The following is a 17,311-nucleotide window of genomic DNA, read 5'->3' on the forward strand; positions in this document are numbered from 1 at the left end:
AAGCAGTATATGGGGATGTTTCCCACACATTCAACGGCGGGAATACGGAAAAATAAAAGGGGGGATAAAATCCCCCCTTTTTAATTAACTGATTGTATGAATTGATGAATTATTCACCAGATGCTTGCTGCGCTTCCGGCTTACCGTAAATCAGCAACGGTTTGGTTTGCCCGCCGATCACCGACTCATCAATCACCACTTTTTCAACATCTTCCATCGACGGCAGATCGTACATGGTGTCAAGCAGCGCGGCTTCAACGATAGAACGCAGACCACGCGCGCCGGTTTTACGCGCCATGGCTTTTTTGGCGATGGCGTCCAGCGCTTCGTCACGGAACTCCAGATCCACGCCTTCCAGGTTGAACAACGCTTGATACTGTTTAGTCAGGGCGTTTTTCGGCTCTTTCAGGATCTGGATCAGCGCTTCTTCGCTCAGTTCATTCAACGTCGCCACTACCGGCAAACGACCAATAAACTCAGGAATCAGACCAAATTTGATCAGATCTTCCGGCTCAACCTGTGCCAGCAGTTCGCCTTCGTTGGCTTTTTCTGATTTGGCCTTCACCGTCGCGCCAAAACCAATGCCGGAGCCGGTTTCAACACGATGAGAAATCACTTTATCGAGACCAGCGAATGCACCACCGCAAATAAACAGGATCTTAGAGGTGTCGACCTGCAAGAACTCCTGCTGCGGGTGTTTGCGTCCCCCTTGCGGCGGAACGGCAGCCACGGTGCCTTCAATCAGTTTCAGCAACGCTTGCTGCACGCCTTCACCGGAAACATCACGGGTAATTGACGGGTTATCAGATTTACGGGAAATTTTGTCGATCTCATCGATGTAGACAATCCCGCGCTGGGCTTTCTGTACGTCGTAGTCGCACTTCTGCAGCAGCTTCTGAATAATGTTTTCGACGTCTTCACCCACATAGCCCGCTTCGGTCAGCGTAGTGGCGTCGGCCATCGTAAACGGAACGTCCAGCAGACGCGCCAGTGTCTCCGCCAGCAACGTTTTACCGGAACCTGTCGGCCCGATCAGCAAGATATTGCTTTTGCCCAGTTCCACACCATTGCTGGTGTCGCCATTGCGCAAGCGTTTGTAGTGGTTATACACCGCAACCGCCAGCACTTTTTTCGCCTGTTCCTGACCAATTACATAATCATCAAGATGATGGCGAATTTCATGCGGGGTCGGCAGCGCGCTGCGCTCCCGGTGCGGCGCAACTTCTTTAATCTCTTCGCGAATAATGTCGTTACACAGATCAACACATTCGTCGCAGATATACACTGACGGCCCGGCAATCAGCTTACGCACTTCATGCTGGCTTTTGCCGCAAAAAGAGCAATACAACAGTTTGCCCGAACCATCTTTGCGTTTATCTGTCATGAGTCAAAACCTCTTATCTGTTCTTTGTGCCGCACATGACGACGCAAATGCCATTCCAGGCGCAAAACGTTACTCAAGCATTATGCCGCTTGTACTGAATAGTATAGCGGCACATGCAGCCAGGGCATTAGTTACGATGGGTTAAAATTGAATCAACCAGACCATATTCCACGGCTTCCTGCGCAGCAAGGAAACGGTCACGCTCAGTATCTCGTTCAATTTGTTCTAATGATTGACCCGTGTGGTGCGCCATAAGTTCATTCATGCGCCCTTTCACTTTCAGGATTTCGCGGGCGTGGATCTCAATATCCGTCGCCTGTCCCTGATAACCGCCCAGCGGTTGGTGAATCATGACGCGTGAATTCGGCAGGCAAAAACGCTTGCCTTTTGCGCCAGCCGTCAGCAGGAATGCGCCCATTGACGCGGCCTGCCCCATACAAATGGTGCTGACGTCCGGCTTGATAAACTGCATGGTGTCGTAAATAGACATCCCGGCGGTGATCACCCCGCCCGGTGAGTTAATGTACAGGTAAATGTCTTTTTCCGGGTTTTCTGCTTCGAGAAACAGCATTTGCGCCACAATCAGGTTCGCCATATGGTCTTCGACCTGGCCGGTCAGAAAAATCACGCGTTCCTTGAGAAGACGGGAGTAGATATCAAAAGAGCGCTCACCACGTGAGGTCTGTTCAATAACCATTGGCACCAGGGCCATATGGGGTGCAAAGTTATCTCGTTCGCCGCTGTATGACATTTCCGTCTCCTGGATATAAAAATAAACAAACCTGCTGTACTGATTGTACTTGAGTGAGTCGGGTCTGACTATGACCGCTCACGGACGGAAATCAGCCAGAGTGATACTGTCACTATTCCCTTAGTGGGGATGACACTGTCTGTTTTCAAGCATAACAATCTTTTGCTGTTACGCTAACACTGAAACGCTCTTTTAGCACAGATCTGATAATGTCGATGCGATAAAAAAAGCCCGTCACCTGCAGGTGACGGGCTTATTGCTTTTAGCTATCGCAGATAGTCGATTAAGCCTGCTGGTTCATCAGTTCATTAAAGGAAGTGGCTTTCTCAGTCACTTTCGCTTTTTCCAGAACCGCTTCAACCGCTTGTTCTTCCAGCGCGACGTTACGCATGTTGTCCATCAGCTCTTTGTTTTTGCTGTAGAACTCGATAACTTCGGTCGGATCTTCGTAGGCAGAAGCCATCTCTTCGATCAGACCTTTCACGCGTGCTTCGTCAGCTTTCAGTTCGTTGGTGCGAATCACTTCGCCCAGCAGCAGACCAACAACAACGCGGCGTTTAGCCTGCTCTTCGAACAGCTCGCGCGGCAGTTCCAGAGCCTGTTTCTCGTTGCCGCCGAAACGCTGTGCAGCCTGACGACGCAGAACGTCGATTTCGCTGTCGATCAGCGCAGCAGGCACGTCGATTTCGTTAGCCTGAACCAGACCTTCGATAGCCTGAGATTTCACGCGGTTACGCACGGCACCTTTCAGCTCGCGCTCCATGTTTTTACGCACTTCAGCGCGCAGACCTGCAACAGAACCATCTTCAACGCCGAAACGTTTGATGAATTCCTCGGTCAGCTCCGGCAGTTCGCGCTCTTCAACTTTCTTCAGGTTGATGACGAACTTCGCTGCTTTACCTTTCAGGTTTTCAGCATGGTATTCTTCCGGGAAGGTCACATCGATAGTGAACTCTTCACCCGCTTTGTGGCCTTTGATACCGTCTTCGAAGCCCGGGATCATACGGCCCTGGCCCATAGCCAGTACGAAATCAGTGGCTTTGCCGCCTTCGAACTCTTCGCCATCTACAGAACCGCTGAAATCAACGGTAACGCGATCTTCCGCATCAACAGCGCCATCTTTATCTTTCCAGGTCGCTTGTTGCTTACGCAGAGTTTCCAGCATGGTGTCGACGTCAGCGTCGGTCACTTCGACAATCGGTTTTTCAACTTCGATGGTGTCCAGCGCTTTCAGCTCAACTTCCGGATACACTTCGAACTCAACGGAGTAAGTGAAATCTTCACCCAGTTTGTATTCGCCCGGAACGTAGTTCGGTGCGCCAGCCGGGTTGATTTTTTCCTGGATGATGGCGTCGATGAAGTTACGGCTCATCAGGTCGCCCAGCACGTCCTGGCGAACGGATGCGCCATAACGCTGAGCAACGACGGTCATCGGTACTTTGCCCTTACGGAAGCCGTCAATGCGAACTTTTTTCGCTACGTTGACCAGCTCGCTCTTCACAGCGGTCTCGATGCTGTCAGCAGCGATTGTAATCGTTACGCGGCGCCCAAGGCCCTGAGTGGTTTCAACTGAAACTTGCATCTTGTTACCTCAAAAAATCACAGTGCTCGGTCAACTCTACTCTGCGAAGCAAACCTTTTCGCTTTGCAGAACCGGAATGTTCTCTCAAATCAGATATACATTCCCTGTCGTCAGAATCATCCCGGAGACATTCCGAAAAATAAGACGCAGCATTATAGCGGCATCACAGATATGAGTCGAGAACGGGAATGCCGCAAAGCTGCGCCATTTTTCACACTTCTGAAGCAATTTCGCTCAAAAAATTGCGTTTCTCGCTCAAAATTCAGACAAAACAAAACGGCCCGTAGGCCGTTTTCACATAATCTGCATGCAACATACTGGAAAAGTTCAGCCTGTTGCAACCTGGTTTTCTAGGCGTGGGTTCCGGCTCCGCGACAGGGCGGTGAGGCGAAGAGGGTATCCTGCAACCCCTCCCATTCTTTATGGGTATAGGTATGCAGCGCAAGTGCATGCACCGTTGAAGACAGTTCTGCTGTCAACGTACCGTAAATCATGCGATGGCGGTTGAGAAAACGTTCGCCGGTAAAACGATCGCTTACCAGCACCACTTTGAAATGACTTTCAGAACCGGCAGGAACATTGTGGCGATAGCTCTCGTCAACAACCTCCAGAAACAGGGGTTCAAATTCAGCTTTTAGTTTTTCTTCAATTTGTTCACGCATCATCATGATATACACCTCCGACAACGCTGAGATGCCAGCCATCTCTTTAAATGTTAGCCGCTTTTACCGTCTCCGTAACAATAAAACAACAAAAAATTAGCGTTCGTCTTATTTTGTCGCTCAAGCGGATGATCTCTACTAAAACCGTCATCACTTTTGCCCGCCAGTGCGGTTAAAGAGGTTATTGGCGTCGAAAAAAAGGACAAGACGATGAATTTACATGCGTTGAGGACTTCCCCTTGACGGCGGCGATGTTATGATGGCGAGAATTTTCTCCATAAAAGCTTACGATCCCTTGAGAGCATGAACATGTTAAAAAAACTTCTCTTCCCGTTGGTCGCATTATTTATGCTGGCTGGTTGCGCTACCCCGCCATCCACTATTGACGTTTCTCCGAAAATCTCCCTGCCGCAGCAGGATCCGAGCCTGATGGGTGTTACCGTTAGCATTAACGGTGCGGATCAACGTCAGGATCAGGCACTGGCCAAAGTGACCCGCGACAACCAACTGGTGACCTTGACGGCGTCTCGCGATCTGCGTTTCCTGTTGCAGGAAGTGCTGGAGAAACAGATGACCGCGCGCGGCTATATGATTGGGCCGAACGGCGCAGTTAACCTGCAAATCATTGTTAACCAACTGTATGCCGACGTTTCCCAGGGCAACGTGCGTTATAGCATCGCCACGAAAGCAGATATCGCCATCATCGCTACCGCAGCAAATGGCAACAAGATGACCAAGAACTATCGCGCTAGCTACAACGTTGAAGGCGCTTTTGACGCCACCAACACCAAAATTGCGAATGCGGTTAACAGCGTGCTGACCGACACCATTGCTGATATGTCTCAGGACACCAGCATTCACGACTTCATCAAGCAAAACGCCCGTTAATCCGTTTCTGGCCCGGTTCTTCCGGGCCAGTTTTTCACTCATGTCCAGTCACTACTTACGCATATTCACCCAACCTAAATCAGCCATCTTGCTGATACTCGGTTTTGCTTCCGGTTTGCCACTCGCGTTAACCAGCGGCACGCTCCAGGCATGGATGACCGTTGAGAACATCGATCTAAAAACCATCGGATTCTTCTCCCTCGTCGGCCAGGCTTACGTGTTTAAATTTCTGTGGTCACCGCTGATGGATCGTTATACCCCGCCTGTATTGGGGCGACGTCGCGGTTGGTTACTGCTGACCCAGCTTCTGTTGCTGGTCGCTATCGCCGGTATGGGCTTTCTCGATCCGACCCATCACTTGCGCTGGATGGCGGCGCTGGCAGTGATTATCGCCTTCTGCTCCGCCTCTCAGGATATCGTGTTCGATGCCTGGAAAACGGATGTCTTGCCCTTTGAAGAGCGCGGGGCTGGCGCAGCAATAAGCGTGCTGGGTTATCGTCTCGGGATGCTGGTTTCTGGCGGTCTGGCGCTGTGGCTGGCGGATCGCTGGCTGGGCTGGCAGGGAATGTACTGGCTCATGGCGGCGCTACTCATCCCTTGCATTATTTCCACGCTGATGGCACCGGAGCCAACAGATGTGATCCCGGTGCCGAAAACGCTGGAGCGCGCGGTAGTCGAACCGCTGCGTGATTTCTTTGGACGTAATAATGCCTGGCTGATCCTGCTGTTGATTGTCCTTTATAAGCTGGGCGATGCCTTTGCCATGAGTCTGACCACCACGTTTTTGATTCGCGGCGTCGGTTTCGATGCGGGCGAAGTTGGCGTGGTTAACAAAACGCTGGGGCTTGCCGCCACCATCGTCGGTGCCCTCTTCGGTGGCGTATTAATGCAGCGACTGTCGCTGTTTCGCGCGCTGCTAATATTTGGCGTACTGCAAGCCATCTCCAATGCCGGTTACTGGCTGCTGTCGGTGACGGTTAAAGACATTATCACCATGGGCGCAGCCGTGTTTTTCGAGAACCTGTGCGGCGGCATGGGAACGGCAGCCTTCGTCGCGTTGCTAATGTCGCTCTGCAATAAGTCCTTCTCCGCGACACAGTTTGCCCTGCTTTCGGCGCTCTCCGCCGTGGGTCGGGTATATGTGGGTCCTCTCGCCGGCTGGTTTGTGGAGACATACAATTGGTCAACGTTCTACCTGTTTTCTATTGTTGCCGCCGTGCCGGGGCTGGTACTGCTGGTGATGTGCAAGAAAACGCTAGAGTTTACACAGCGCACCGAAAGCTTTATGCGACGTACTGAATACGCAGCGGCCTACCAACTGGCATTGCGTATATTGAGTGTGGGTTGCCTGTTGCTGGGAGGCTGGCTGGTGGTGCTGATTGTGAACGCCATCGGCCTTGCGGAGTGGGCGTTTGGCGTGCGTTTACTGGAATGGGGCGCGTCGCTGGCTATTGCAGGCATACTTTTCGGCTGCGTTCTGGATTTGCTGGCGCTACGTAAGACGCATCTCATCTAAGCATCGCGCTTGCCGCACCAATGGCAAGCGCGAGGGCTGATTATCCGAAGAAAAACAACCAACGAATGACATGACTGAAGAATATTGGCAAAAGTAATATCCCAACGGCCGCCATGGTAGGCGAAAAATGCCGGAGAAACAGGATCGGTAGCATGATCATCGTGGAGACGCCTTTCAGGGGCATGGCGTACCAGCGGTAGAGATTACTGCGGATCAGCCACCAGGCGGGGTAGGCCAGGATCAAACCAAACATCACGAGTCGCGCCAGGCCCTTTTCGGTGGGTGGATAGGAAAACAGCAGTTGACCGAGATGAAACAGCGGCACGGCCATGATTACCCATCCCAGCAACCAAAAGAAAGGCAACAGCACACGCGCTAACACTTTCCTTTGTGCGTATCCTTCCAGAAGAAGGGGCACGCCCCACAGATAGATCACAATGATCACCAGCATCGCCGCAGCCTGCCAGATGGCCGACGGTGACCGTGAAACTTCCAGCCAGAGTGAAAATCCCCAGAACCAGAGCACAACAATGCCATCCCAGCTTACCGCAAGCGTCGGTGTGGCGAGTGACTGTTGTAACGCCGGGTTCACTCGAGCGAGTAATTGCGGATGATACTGCTTGATGGTTGAAAGCTGCCCCGTTAACACCTGAATAAAACCGGGGATTAACCTCGTCCACCAGGGTAATGTCCTGATCTCGCCGCTCAGTATCCGCCATGCCAGCTTTGCCTGACGGTCGCCATCCTCATCGCCCTGTCGGGAAAGAAACACCCAATAGTCATTGGCCTCGCTAAGCGCAATCTGCATTTCGAGGGCCTCAATGACCTGACCCGATAACTGGCGGGCACGGTAGTTTTCCAGCCCCCAGCCCATGATTTCGGAAACGGCATTAATCAGTCCGCGTGTTATCCCTTCACGCTGGCTTAATGCCTGTGCAAGCGCCTGGCTGAAAACACTGCGCGCCTCCAGCGCATCAGGCAATTCATATTCCAGATAATGCCTTAACGCATTCAGGGTAGAGTGCTCATCCGACAACAACCTGACGGAAAAACGCTCCGCATCATCTTCCAGCGCATCATGCTGCCAGCCAGGGTGCAAATCGATGTCGTGATGTTTCTCCAGAAGTTGCAGGTAATCTTCTGTAGCAGAGGATGCAGCCACAGGCTGATCGTCCTCTTCTACAGCGTCGGTCTGCCATCGGGCCATACCACTGACATACTGCTTTGCCAGGTCAAAGGCTTCCCGCAATTGCTGATACCCCTGAGGATCTTTGTCAGGACGGTGCAGCTTAAGCTGGCGAGCATATGCGCGGCGGATAGCCGCATCATCCGAGGTGGCATCAATGCCCAACGTTTCCCAAATCGTCATCACATCACATCCCGTCATCAAACTGCGCAAGCACCTGGCGTAACGCTTCGCGTGCGCTGGCGATATGGCGCACATCCTGGCTGTTCAGCGCCATTTCAAACTGACTGGTGTAGTGATCCAGCATCAGTCTGCGCTCCCCCAAAAGCTGCTCATAACGGCGAGAGGCCTCAGCCAGCAACTGACGATTTTCCGGCACATCACGCGGGTGCATTTTCAGGCCATCAAGCTGACGCAGGCGTTCGGCAATCTCTTCTTCATTTAATACACCCGGCGCTTTTTCGATGATCATCGTCGATGTCTGTGTCCCCCCCTCCAGGGTGCACTCCACTTCAAGAATGCCATCCAGCGTGTAGGTAAACCGCACATCAACGCTCACTTCTCCGGCGCGACGTGCGGGAATATCGATTTGCATACGATCAAGCAGTAAATTGTCACTGACCCGCCGGGCTTCGCCCTGATAAACCGCAATCTCAATTACCCGCTGGTTATCCTGTAATGTAGAGAAGCGTTCCACGATGCTGACCGGTACAAAGGCATTACGCTCAATCAGCGGCATAAAATACCCCGCGTCGATGTTGCCGCCTTCCAGCCGCTTACCGACAGCAACGCCCAGCGAATACGGCATGACATCGGTCAGCACGATATCATCCAGCGCACGATCTTCAGCAATAAGCCCGGCCTGTACACCTGCCCCCAACGCTACGACTTCATCCGGGTTCAGTTCATTACGCGGGAAGCGGCCAAACATACGCGTTGCCAACTGGCGCACCAAGGCCATACGTGTTGCGCCGCCCACGAGGATAATATGATCGAGCTCGCGCGCATCAAACTGCGCATCCTGTAGCACCTGCACAACGGTCTTTTTCAGCCGAGCCAGTAAAGGCGCAGCGCACTCCGCAAAAGTTTCCGCCTGCAAGGTCCACTGATGTGTGACGTCGGCATAAGTGAGCTGTGCCGCCGCGCTGTCCTGCATGCTCAGCGTCTGTTTGATCGTTTCGGCCAGGGCAGTCAGTTCAGCCGCACAGGTTAAAGGCACATCGGCAAGCGCAGGCGACTGCGCCAGCATCCATTGACGAATCGCATCGGTGAAGTCATCGCCGCCCAGCCAGGCGTCGCCACTGCTGGCGCGGACTTCAATAACCCCTTCAAACATATCGACAATCGACACATCAAAGGTGCCGCCGCCAAGATCGAAGATCAGAAATTTTTGTTCGCTATTGTCGGCAAGTCCATACGCAAGCGCTGCCGCTGTCGGTTCATTAAGCAGGCGCTCAACATGAAGACCAGCAAGCTTCCCGGCAGCCTTTACCGCTTTACGTTGCGCATCGTTAAAATAGGCAGGAACGGTGATCACCGTACGGTTTACCGGGCAGCCCAGCGCGACTTCCGCGTCCGTTTTGAGTTTGCGCAACACCAGCGCAGACAACTCCTCCGCACGGAACTGGCGTTTACCGAGCGTCCATGTTTTGTCGGTGCCCATATAGCGTTTGAAACTGGCGACGGTCATTTGTGGATGGCTGACAAGCCTGGCTTTGGCCGCCGCGCCGATGATCAGATTCCCTTCATCATCCAGCCCGACAACGGATGGCGTTAAGCGTTCCCCCTGCGAACCCATGATCAGCCGCGGAGAGCCGTTTTCAAACCAGGAGACAGCACTGTTAGAAGTGCCCAAATCGATGCCAATAATGGGAGATATATTTTCTTCTCTCACAACTTCATTCCTTCGCCATGACAGGCCCGCAATATATCGTTTTAAAATCAAACCAGAAGATAAGAACGCCGCAAAACAATTCACCGTCGTTATTATTACGGTCAATAAATAAGCGTTATTTACATTGCGACATAATCGTTATTTATCGTGTGACGGATACTTTTTCTTTAATTATTTTGTGCCCTTTAAATTAAAGTCTATTCTTTAACGATTCAGCACTGTAATTAATTATTGCGTTTCACGTTAGTTCCAATAATGTGCAGTAATTGCTGGATAAATGTTAATTAAATGTTTATTTGATTGATTGGTTATACCAATTTACCCTCAACGCTGATTGTAATGTAATATTTTCGTTATAATCTCAAACTCTGGCTGTGCGAATGCCCGATTTTACAGATTGTTGCATTCCGTGTGACATAAACGGCAGAACCCAGTAACACCTTACTGACACAATGCCAATCATGTTTACAGTAACGTAACCTTTCCGTAAAATGCCCGCACACTTTAAGCGCCACCAGATCCCGTGGAATTGAGGTCGTTAAATGAGACTCAGGAAATACAATAAAAGTTTGGGATGGTTGTCATTAATCGCCGGCACTGTTTTACTCAGTGGTTGCGATTCTGCACTTCTTGACCCCAAAGGACAGATTGGACTGGAGCAACGTTCGCTGATACTGACGGCTTTTGGCCTGATGTTGATTGTCGTTATTCCCGCCATCTTGATGGCCGTTGGTTTCGCCTGGAAGTACCGTGCGAGCAATAAAGATGCGAAGTACAGCCCTAACTGGTCACACTCCAATAAAGTGGAAGCTGTGGTCTGGACGGTGCCGATTCTGATCATCCTGTTCCTCGCAGTATTAACCTGGAAAACCACCCACTCGCTCGAGCCGAGCAAACCACTGGTACATGACGAACACCCAATTACGATTGAAGTGGTCGCGATGGACTGGAAATGGTTCTTCATCTACCCGGAACAGGGCATTGCCACCGTGAACGAGATCGCCTTCCCGGCGAACACGCCAGTGGAATTCAAAGTGACCTCCAACTCCGTGATGAACTCGTTCTTTATCCCACGTCTGGGCAGCCAGATTTACGCGATGGCCGGTATGCAAACCAAATTGCATCTCATCGCCAACGAAGCCGGCACCTATGATGGCATCTCCGCCAGCTATAGCGGCCCAGGCTTCTCCGGTATGAAGTTTAAAGCCATTGCTACGCCGGACCGCGCCGCATTCGACCAGTGGGTCGCCACAGCAAAACAATCTTCAAACGCCATTGCTGATATGGCTGCATACGAGAAGATTGCTGCGCCAAGCGAATACAACAAGGTTGAATACTTCTCCAGCGTGAAACCCGATTTGTTTAAAGACGTTATCAACAAATTTATGGGCCACGGCAAGAGCATGGACATGACCCAACCTGCGGGCGAGCATAGCGAGCACGAAGGGATGGAAGGCATGGACATGAGCCACGCGGAAAGCTCTCACTAAGGGGCCGAGGAAGAAAACGATGTTCGGAAAACTTACACTGGATGCAGTGCCGTACCATGAACCCATTATCATGGTTACGATCGCTGCGATTATCGTCGGTGGTCTGGCGGTAGTCGGCCTGATCTCTTACTTCGGTAAGTGGTCCTGGCTGTGGAAAGAATGGTTGACCTCGGTTGACCATAAACGCCTTGGCATTATGTATGTCCTCGTCGCGGTTGTTATGCTGCTGCGCGGCTTTGCTGATGCTGTGATGATGCGTAGTCAGCAGGCGCTGGCTTCGGCGGGCGAAGCAGGCTTCCTGCCTCCCCATCACTATGATCAGATCTTCACCGCTCACGGCGTGATCATGATCTTCTTCGTGGCAATGCCATTCGTTATCGGTCTGATGAACCTCGTGGTTCCGTTGCAGATCGGTGCGCGCGACGTTGCATTCCCGTTCCTGAACAACCTGAGCTTCTGGTTCACAGTCGTCGGCGTTATCCTGGTTAACATCTCTCTGGGTGTGGGTGAATTCGCGCAGACAGGTTGGCTGGCGTATCCGCCACTGTCGGGAATTGAATACAGTCCTGGCGTCGGGGTTGATTACTGGATCTGGAGCCTCCAGCTTTCCGGTGTCGGTACGACGTTAACCGGTATTAACTTCTTCGTGACCATTCTGAAGATGCGTGCGCCGGGCATGACAATGTTCAAAATGCCGGTCTTCACCTGGGCGTCTCTGTGCGCTAACGTGCTGATCATCGCATCCTTCCCGATTCTGACCGTTACCATTGCGTTGCTGACCCTGGATCGCTATCTGGGCACCCATTTCTTTACCAACGATATGGGCGGCAACATGATGATGTACATCAACCTGATTTGGGCCTGGGGCCATCCGGAAGTGTACATTCTGGTGCTGCCGGTGTTCGGGGTGTTCTCCGAAATTACCGCCACCTTCTCGCGTAAACGCCTGTTTGGCTACACCTCACTGGTGTGGGCAACCGTGTGTATTACCGTGCTGTCGTTTATCGTTTGGCTGCACCACTTCTTCACCATGGGCGCCGGTGCGAACGTTAACGCCTTCTTCGGTATCACCACGATGATTATCGCCATCCCGACCGGGGTGAAGATCTTCAACTGGCTGTTCACCATGTATCAGGGCCGCATTGTGTTCCACTCTGCAATGCTGTGGACCATCGGCTTTATCGTCACCTTCTCCGTTGGTGGGATGACCGGTGTGCTGCTGGCGGTTCCGGGCGCAGACTTCGTACTGCACAACAGCCTGTTCCTGATTGCGCACTTCCATAACGTGATCATCGGCGGCGTGGTGTTCGGTTGCTTCGCAGGTCTGACGTACTGGTGGCCGAAAGCCTTCGGTTACACCCTGAACGAAACCTGGGGTAAACGCGCCTTCTGGTTCTGGATCATCGGCTTCTTCGTGGCCTTTATGCCGCTGTATGTGCTGGGCTTTATGGGCATGACCCGTCGTCTGAGCCAGCAGATCGATCCGCAGTTCCATAGCATGCTGATCGTTGCTGCATGCGGTGCCGCGCTGATTGCCATCGGTATCCTGTGCCTGCTGATTCAGATTGTCGTTTCGATTCGCGACCGCGAGAAAAACCGCGACCTGACGGGCGACCCGTGGGGTGGCCGTACGCTGGAGTGGGCAACCTCCTCTCCGCCGCCGTTCTACAACTTTGCCCATGTTCCGCACATTCACGAGCGTGATGCGTTCTGGGAAATGAAAGAGAAAGGTGAAGCGTACAAACAGCCTGCGCACTATGAAGAAATTCATATGCCGAAAAACAGCGGCGCCGGTATTGTTATCGCGGCCTTTGCCACGGTGTTTGGTTTCGCCATGATCTGGCATATCTGGTGGATGGCGATTGTCGGTTTTGCGGGCATCGTAATTAGCTGGATTGTGAAAAGCTTCGACGAGGACGTGGATTACTACGTACCGGTTGCAGAAATCGAGAAACTGGAAAACCAGCATTTCGATGAGATCACTAAAGCAGGGCTGAAAAATGGCAACTGATACTCTGACCAACGCGCACGCCCACGCGCACGAACATGGGCATCATGATGCAGGACCGAATAAAGTCTTCGGTTTCTGGATCTACCTGATGAGCGACTGCATTCTGTTCTGCTGTCTGTTCGCGACCTATGCCGTTCTGGTGAACGGCACGGCAGGCGGTCCGACCGGCAAGGATATCTTTGAACTGCCGTTCGTTCTGGTCGAAACAGCGCTGCTGTTGTTCAGCTCCATCACCTACGGCATGGCGGCTATCGCCATGTACAAAAACAACAAAAGCCAGGTTGTCTCCTGGCTGGCGTTGACCTGGTTGTTTGGTGCAGGCTTTATCGGGATGGAACTCTACGAGTTCCACCACCTGATCGTCGAAGGCATGGGTCCGGATCGTAGCGGCTTCCTGTCAGCGTTCTTTGCGCTGGTCGGTACCCACGGTCTGCACGTGACGTCTGGCCTGATCTGGATGGCGGTACTGATGTTCCAGGTATCCCGTCGCGGCCTGACCAGCACTAACCGTACCCGTATTATGTGCCTGAGCCTGTTCTGGCACTTCCTGGACGTGGTGTGGATTTGCGTGTTCTCTGTTGTCTATCTGATGGGGGCGATGTAATGAGTCATACTAACGATCATGGCGCTTCCCACGGCAGCGTAAAAACCTACATGACAGGTTTTATCCTGTCGATCATCCTGACGGTGATCCCGTTCTGGATGGTGATGAGCGGGTCTGCATCGAAGCCGGTGATTCTGGGTACCATCCTGATCACCGCCGTCGTACAGATTCTGGTGCATCTGGTTTGCTTCCTGCACATGAACACCAAGTCTGATGAAGGCTGGAACCTTACCGCCTTTATCTTTACCGTGATTATCATCGCTATCCTGGTAGTGGGTTCAATCTGGATTATGTGGAACCTGAACTACAACATGATGGTTCACTAAGAGCGGCGAGTATGTTTAAGCAATACCTGCAAGTAACGAAACCGGGCATTATTTTTGGCAATCTGATCTCCGTGATCGGGGGGTTCCTGTTGGCTTCCAAAGGCCACATTGACTATCCCCTGTTCGTCTACACGCTGATTGGCGTGTCGTTGGTGGTCGCCTCGGGTTGTGTTTTCAACAACTACATCGATCGCGACATCGATAAAAAGATGGAGCGGACGAAAAACCGTGTGCTGGTCAGAGGGTTGATCTCGCCAAACGTGTCGCTGGTGTACGCCACCTTGTTGGGTATTGCTGGCTTTATGCTGCTGTGGTTTGGTGCTAATCCGCTGGCCTGCTGGCTGGGGGTGATGGGGTTCGTGGTGTATGTGGGCGTCTACAGCCTGTATATGAAACGTCACTCCGTTTACGGTACGCTGATTGGCTCTCTCTCCGGCGCTGCGCCGCCGGTGATTGGCTACTGCGCAGTAACCAACGAGTTCGACAGCGGTGCACTTATCCTGCTGGCTATTTTTAGCCTCTGGCAGATGCCGCACTCCTACGCCATTGCGATTTTCCGTTTTAAGGATTATCAGGCGGCGAACATTCCGGTACTGCCAGTAGTCAAGGGCATTTCCGTAGCCAAAAACCATATCACGCTGTATATCCTCGCGTTCGCCATCGCCACGCTGATGCTCTCACTGGGCGGTTACGCCGGTTATAAATACCTGGTGGTTGCCGCGGCAGTAAGCCTCTGGTGGTTAGGGATGGCGCTGCGCGGCTATAAAGTGGCGGATGACAAAGTGTGGGCGCGCAAACTGTTCGTCTTCTCGATTGTCGCTATTACTTCGCTCTCCGTGATGATGTCCGTCGATTTTATGGTGCCCGATTCGCACAGTCTGCTGACCTACGTCTGGTGATCCATACCGCTATATAAAAGGGTGCTTCGGCACCCTTTTTTCATTCTGCCGCCCCGAAACAGAAGGGTAATATTTGTTAATCAAGCTGTTATTTACCCCGCCCTGCCCCCGCACTACACTATGTCCGGTTTTCAATTTGAGGTAGTAATGAACGATTACAAGATGACACCAGGCGAGTTGCGCGCCACCTGGGGTTTAGGGACTGTTTTTTCATTGCGCATGCTTGGCATGTTTATGGTCCTGCCCGTTCTCACCACCTATGGTATGGCGCTGCAGGGCGCCAGCGAAGCCCTGATAGGCCTGGCAATTGGCATTTACGGCCTTGCGCAGGCGGTCTTTCAAATTCCGTTTGGCCTGCTATCGGACCGGATCGGGCGTAAGCCGCTGATTGTCGGTGGGCTGGCAATCTTTGTCGTCGGCAGCGTCATTGCCGCACTCTCCAATTCGATCTGGGGCATTATCCTTGGCCGCGCATTACAGGGCTCCGGTGCCATTGCCGCCGCCGTTATGGCGTTGCTTTCCGATCTCACCCGTGAACAAAACCGCACAAAAGCGATGGCGTTTATCGGCGTCAGCTTTGGCGTGACCTTCGCCATCGCCATGGTGCTGGGTCCAATAATCACCCATCAACTGGGTCTGCATGCCCTGTTCTGGATGATTGCCGGACTGGCGCTGGCCGGTATTGCGCTGACCCTGTGGGTGGTACCGAACAGCCAGTATCACGTGCGTAACCGCGAATCGGGCATGGTGAAAGACTGTTTCCGTATGGTGATGGTCAATCCCAAATTGCTGAAGCTTAATTTTGGCATTATGTGCCTGCATATTTTACTGATGTCGACCTTTGTGGCTCTGCCCGGTCAGCTCGAATCAGCAGGCTTCCCCGCAGCGGAACACTGGAAAATTTACCTGGCCACCATGTTGGTTTCCTTCGTCTCAGTGGTGCCGTTTATTATTTATGCCGAAGTGAAACGCCGCATGAAGCGTGTATTCCTGTTCTGCGTGGCGTTGCTGCTGATTGCTGAAATCGTGCTGTGGGGTGCCGGGCCGCATTTCTGGGAAATCGTTATCGGGGTCCAGCTTTTCTTTCTTGCCTTTAACCTTATGGAAGCTTTGTTACCGTCGTTAATCAGTAAAGAAGCCCCGGCGGGTTACAAAGGGACGGCGATGGGGATTTACTCCACCAGCCAGTTTATTGGCGTGGCTATTGGCGGTTCGCTGGGCGGTTGGGTGGATGGGTTGTTCGACTCGCAAACGGTATTTCTGGCTGGGGCGTTGCTGGCAGCGGTCTGGTTACTGGTTGCCGGCACAATGCAAGAGCCGCCTTATGTCAGCAGCCTGCGTATCGCTATTCCGGATGATGTCGCGATCGATGCGGCGCTAACGCAGCGTCTGCAAGCCAAAGCCGGGGTAAGTGAAGTCATGGTCGTGGCGGAAGAGCGTAGTGCTTATGTCAAAATCGACAGCAAAGTGACCAACCGTTTTGAGGTCGAACAGGCTCTCGCCGGTTAACTCTGCCCGTTACCCTCTCCCCTGCCGGGAGAGGGTAATTGTGCGATTAATCGCGGAAGTTTTTGAACTGGAACGGCTGCCCCAGATTGCCGCCGCGCACCAGTGCCATGACGGATTGGAGATCATCACGGGATTTTCCGGTAACACGGATCTCTTCACCCTGGATCTGCGCCTGCACTTTCAGTTTGCTGTCTTTAATCAGCTTGATGATTTTCTTCGCTGTCGGCGCATCAATGCCCTGCTTCAGTTTCGCTTCCACAAACCAGGTCTTGCCGCTGTGAACAAACTCTTCTGGCACCTCCAGCGACGCGCCTTCAATGCCGCGTTTGAGCAGTTTACCGCGCAGGATATCCAGCAACTGGTTAACCTGAAAATCTGATTCGCTCAGTACCTTAATCGTCTGTTTTTCTTCGTTCAGTTCGAAAGTGGCTTCAATGTTGCGAAAATCAAAGCGTGTTGCCAGTTCACGGGTCGCATTCTCTACGCCGTTTTGCACTTCACGCATTTCAACTTCGGAAACAATATCGAAAGATGGCATCTTTTCTTCTCCCTCTGTATTTGTTGCGATGCATAATACCCGCAACGATGCATAACTCAACTTGTAATACT

15 protein-coding genes are annotated in these 17,311 nt (G+C 52.4%); 8 read left to right on the forward strand and 7 right to left on the reverse strand.

Translation table 11 applies throughout. The annotated features are described in order from the left end of the window. Nucleotides 1-109: 109 nt before the first annotated feature. From clpX to bolA, 4 genes are all read right to left on the reverse strand, one after another. Nucleotides 110-1,384 (reverse strand): ATP-dependent protease ATP-binding subunit ClpX, encoded by a 1,275-nt coding sequence (clpX, locus tag O9K67_RS19210; RefSeq protein WP_061497178.1) that lies wholly within the window; start codon nt 1,382-1,384, stop codon nt 110-112. Nucleotides 1,385-1,511: 127 nt separating this feature from the next. Further along, entirely contained in the window at nt 1,512-2,135 is a 624-nt protein-coding gene (clpP, locus tag O9K67_RS19215; protein ID WP_017458886.1) for an ATP-dependent Clp endopeptidase proteolytic subunit ClpP, read from the reverse strand. Nucleotides 2,136-2,418: 283 nt separating this feature from the next. Then, nucleotides 2,419-3,717 (reverse strand): trigger factor, encoded by a 1,299-nt coding sequence (gene tig / locus O9K67_RS19220; protein ID WP_061497179.1) that lies wholly within the window; start codon nt 3,715-3,717, stop codon nt 2,419-2,421. A gap of 350 nt (nt 3,718-4,067) precedes the next feature. Beyond that, nucleotides 4,068-4,385 (reverse strand): transcriptional regulator BolA, encoded by a 318-nt coding sequence (bolA, locus tag O9K67_RS19225; protein WP_061500132.1) that lies wholly within the window; start codon nt 4,383-4,385, stop codon nt 4,068-4,070. Nucleotides 4,386-4,688: 303 nt separating this feature from the next. On the opposite strand from bolA, the gene O9K67_RS19230 reads away from it, so the two are divergent. Then, entirely contained in the window at nt 4,689-5,267 is a 579-nt protein-coding gene (locus O9K67_RS19230) for a lipoprotein (protein ID WP_061497181.1), read from the forward strand. Nucleotides 5,268-5,307: 40 nt separating this feature from the next. Continuing rightward, complete coding sequence (gene ampG, locus O9K67_RS19235; RefSeq protein ID WP_061497183.1) at nt 5,308-6,783, forward strand: muropeptide MFS transporter AmpG; 1,476 nt, start codon at nt 5,308-5,310, stop codon at nt 6,781-6,783. Nucleotides 6,784-6,823: 40 nt separating this feature from the next. Here the strand turns inward: ampG and O9K67_RS19240 are convergent, their stop codons facing one another. Together O9K67_RS19240 and O9K67_RS19245 are read right to left on the reverse strand one after the other, a co-directional pair. After that, nucleotides 6,824-8,155 (reverse strand): J domain-containing protein, encoded by a 1,332-nt coding sequence (locus O9K67_RS19240; RefSeq protein ID WP_061497184.1) that lies wholly within the window; start codon nt 8,153-8,155, stop codon nt 6,824-6,826. A 1-nt stretch (nt 8,156) separates the two neighbouring features. Next, entirely contained in the window at nt 8,157-9,863 is a 1,707-nt protein-coding gene (locus O9K67_RS19245; RefSeq protein ID WP_061497185.1) for a molecular chaperone HscC, read from the reverse strand. Nucleotides 9,864-10,405: 542 nt separating this feature from the next. On the opposite strand from O9K67_RS19245, the gene cyoA reads away from it, so the two are divergent. The 6 genes from cyoA to O9K67_RS19275 all read left to right on the forward strand — a co-directional run bounded on the left by cyoA (nt 10,406) and on the right by O9K67_RS19275 (nt 16,702). Further along, nucleotides 10,406-11,353: a cytochrome o ubiquinol oxidase subunit II gene (gene cyoA, locus O9K67_RS19250; protein ID WP_061497186.1), complete on the forward strand. Its 948-nt coding sequence runs from the start codon at nt 10,406-10,408 to the stop codon at nt 11,351-11,353. A 19-nt stretch (nt 11,354-11,372) separates the two neighbouring features. After that, entirely contained in the window at nt 11,373-13,364 is a 1,992-nt protein-coding gene (gene cyoB, locus O9K67_RS19255; RefSeq protein ID WP_061497191.1) for a cytochrome o ubiquinol oxidase subunit I, read from the forward strand. Further along, nucleotides 13,354-13,968: a cytochrome o ubiquinol oxidase subunit III gene (locus O9K67_RS19260; protein ID WP_061497193.1), complete on the forward strand. Its 615-nt coding sequence runs from the start codon at nt 13,354-13,356 to the stop codon at nt 13,966-13,968. The genes cyoB and O9K67_RS19260 overlap by 11 nt, the downstream gene beginning before the upstream one ends. Continuing rightward, nucleotides 13,968-14,294 (forward strand): cytochrome o ubiquinol oxidase subunit IV, encoded by a 327-nt coding sequence (locus tag O9K67_RS19265; protein ID WP_061497195.1) that lies wholly within the window; start codon nt 13,968-13,970, stop codon nt 14,292-14,294. Before O9K67_RS19260 ends, O9K67_RS19265 begins: the two co-directional genes overlap by 1 nt. Before the next feature lie 11 nt (nt 14,295-14,305). Then, the gene (gene cyoE, locus O9K67_RS19270) at nt 14,306-15,193 is read left to right on the forward strand and encodes a heme o synthase (protein WP_061497197.1); all 888 of its coding nucleotides are present in this window, start codon (nt 14,306-14,308) and stop codon (nt 15,191-15,193) included. A 147-nt stretch (nt 15,194-15,340) separates the two neighbouring features. Further along, the gene (locus O9K67_RS19275) at nt 15,341-16,702 is read left to right on the forward strand and encodes an MFS transporter (protein ID WP_061497199.1); all 1,362 of its coding nucleotides are present in this window, start codon (nt 15,341-15,343) and stop codon (nt 16,700-16,702) included. A 46-nt stretch (nt 16,703-16,748) separates the two neighbouring features. Here the strand turns inward: O9K67_RS19275 and O9K67_RS19280 are convergent, their stop codons facing one another. Beyond that, on the reverse strand, nt 16,749-17,240 hold the full coding sequence (locus O9K67_RS19280) for a YajQ family cyclic di-GMP-binding protein (protein WP_061497201.1): 492 nt from the start codon (nt 17,238-17,240) through the stop codon (nt 16,749-16,751). Nucleotides 17,241-17,311: the final 71 nt, after the last annotated feature.

The organism is Kosakonia oryzendophytica (genome assembly GCF_027886705.1).
Classification (GTDB): domain Bacteria; phylum Pseudomonadota; class Gammaproteobacteria; order Enterobacterales; family Enterobacteriaceae; genus Kosakonia; species Kosakonia oryzendophytica.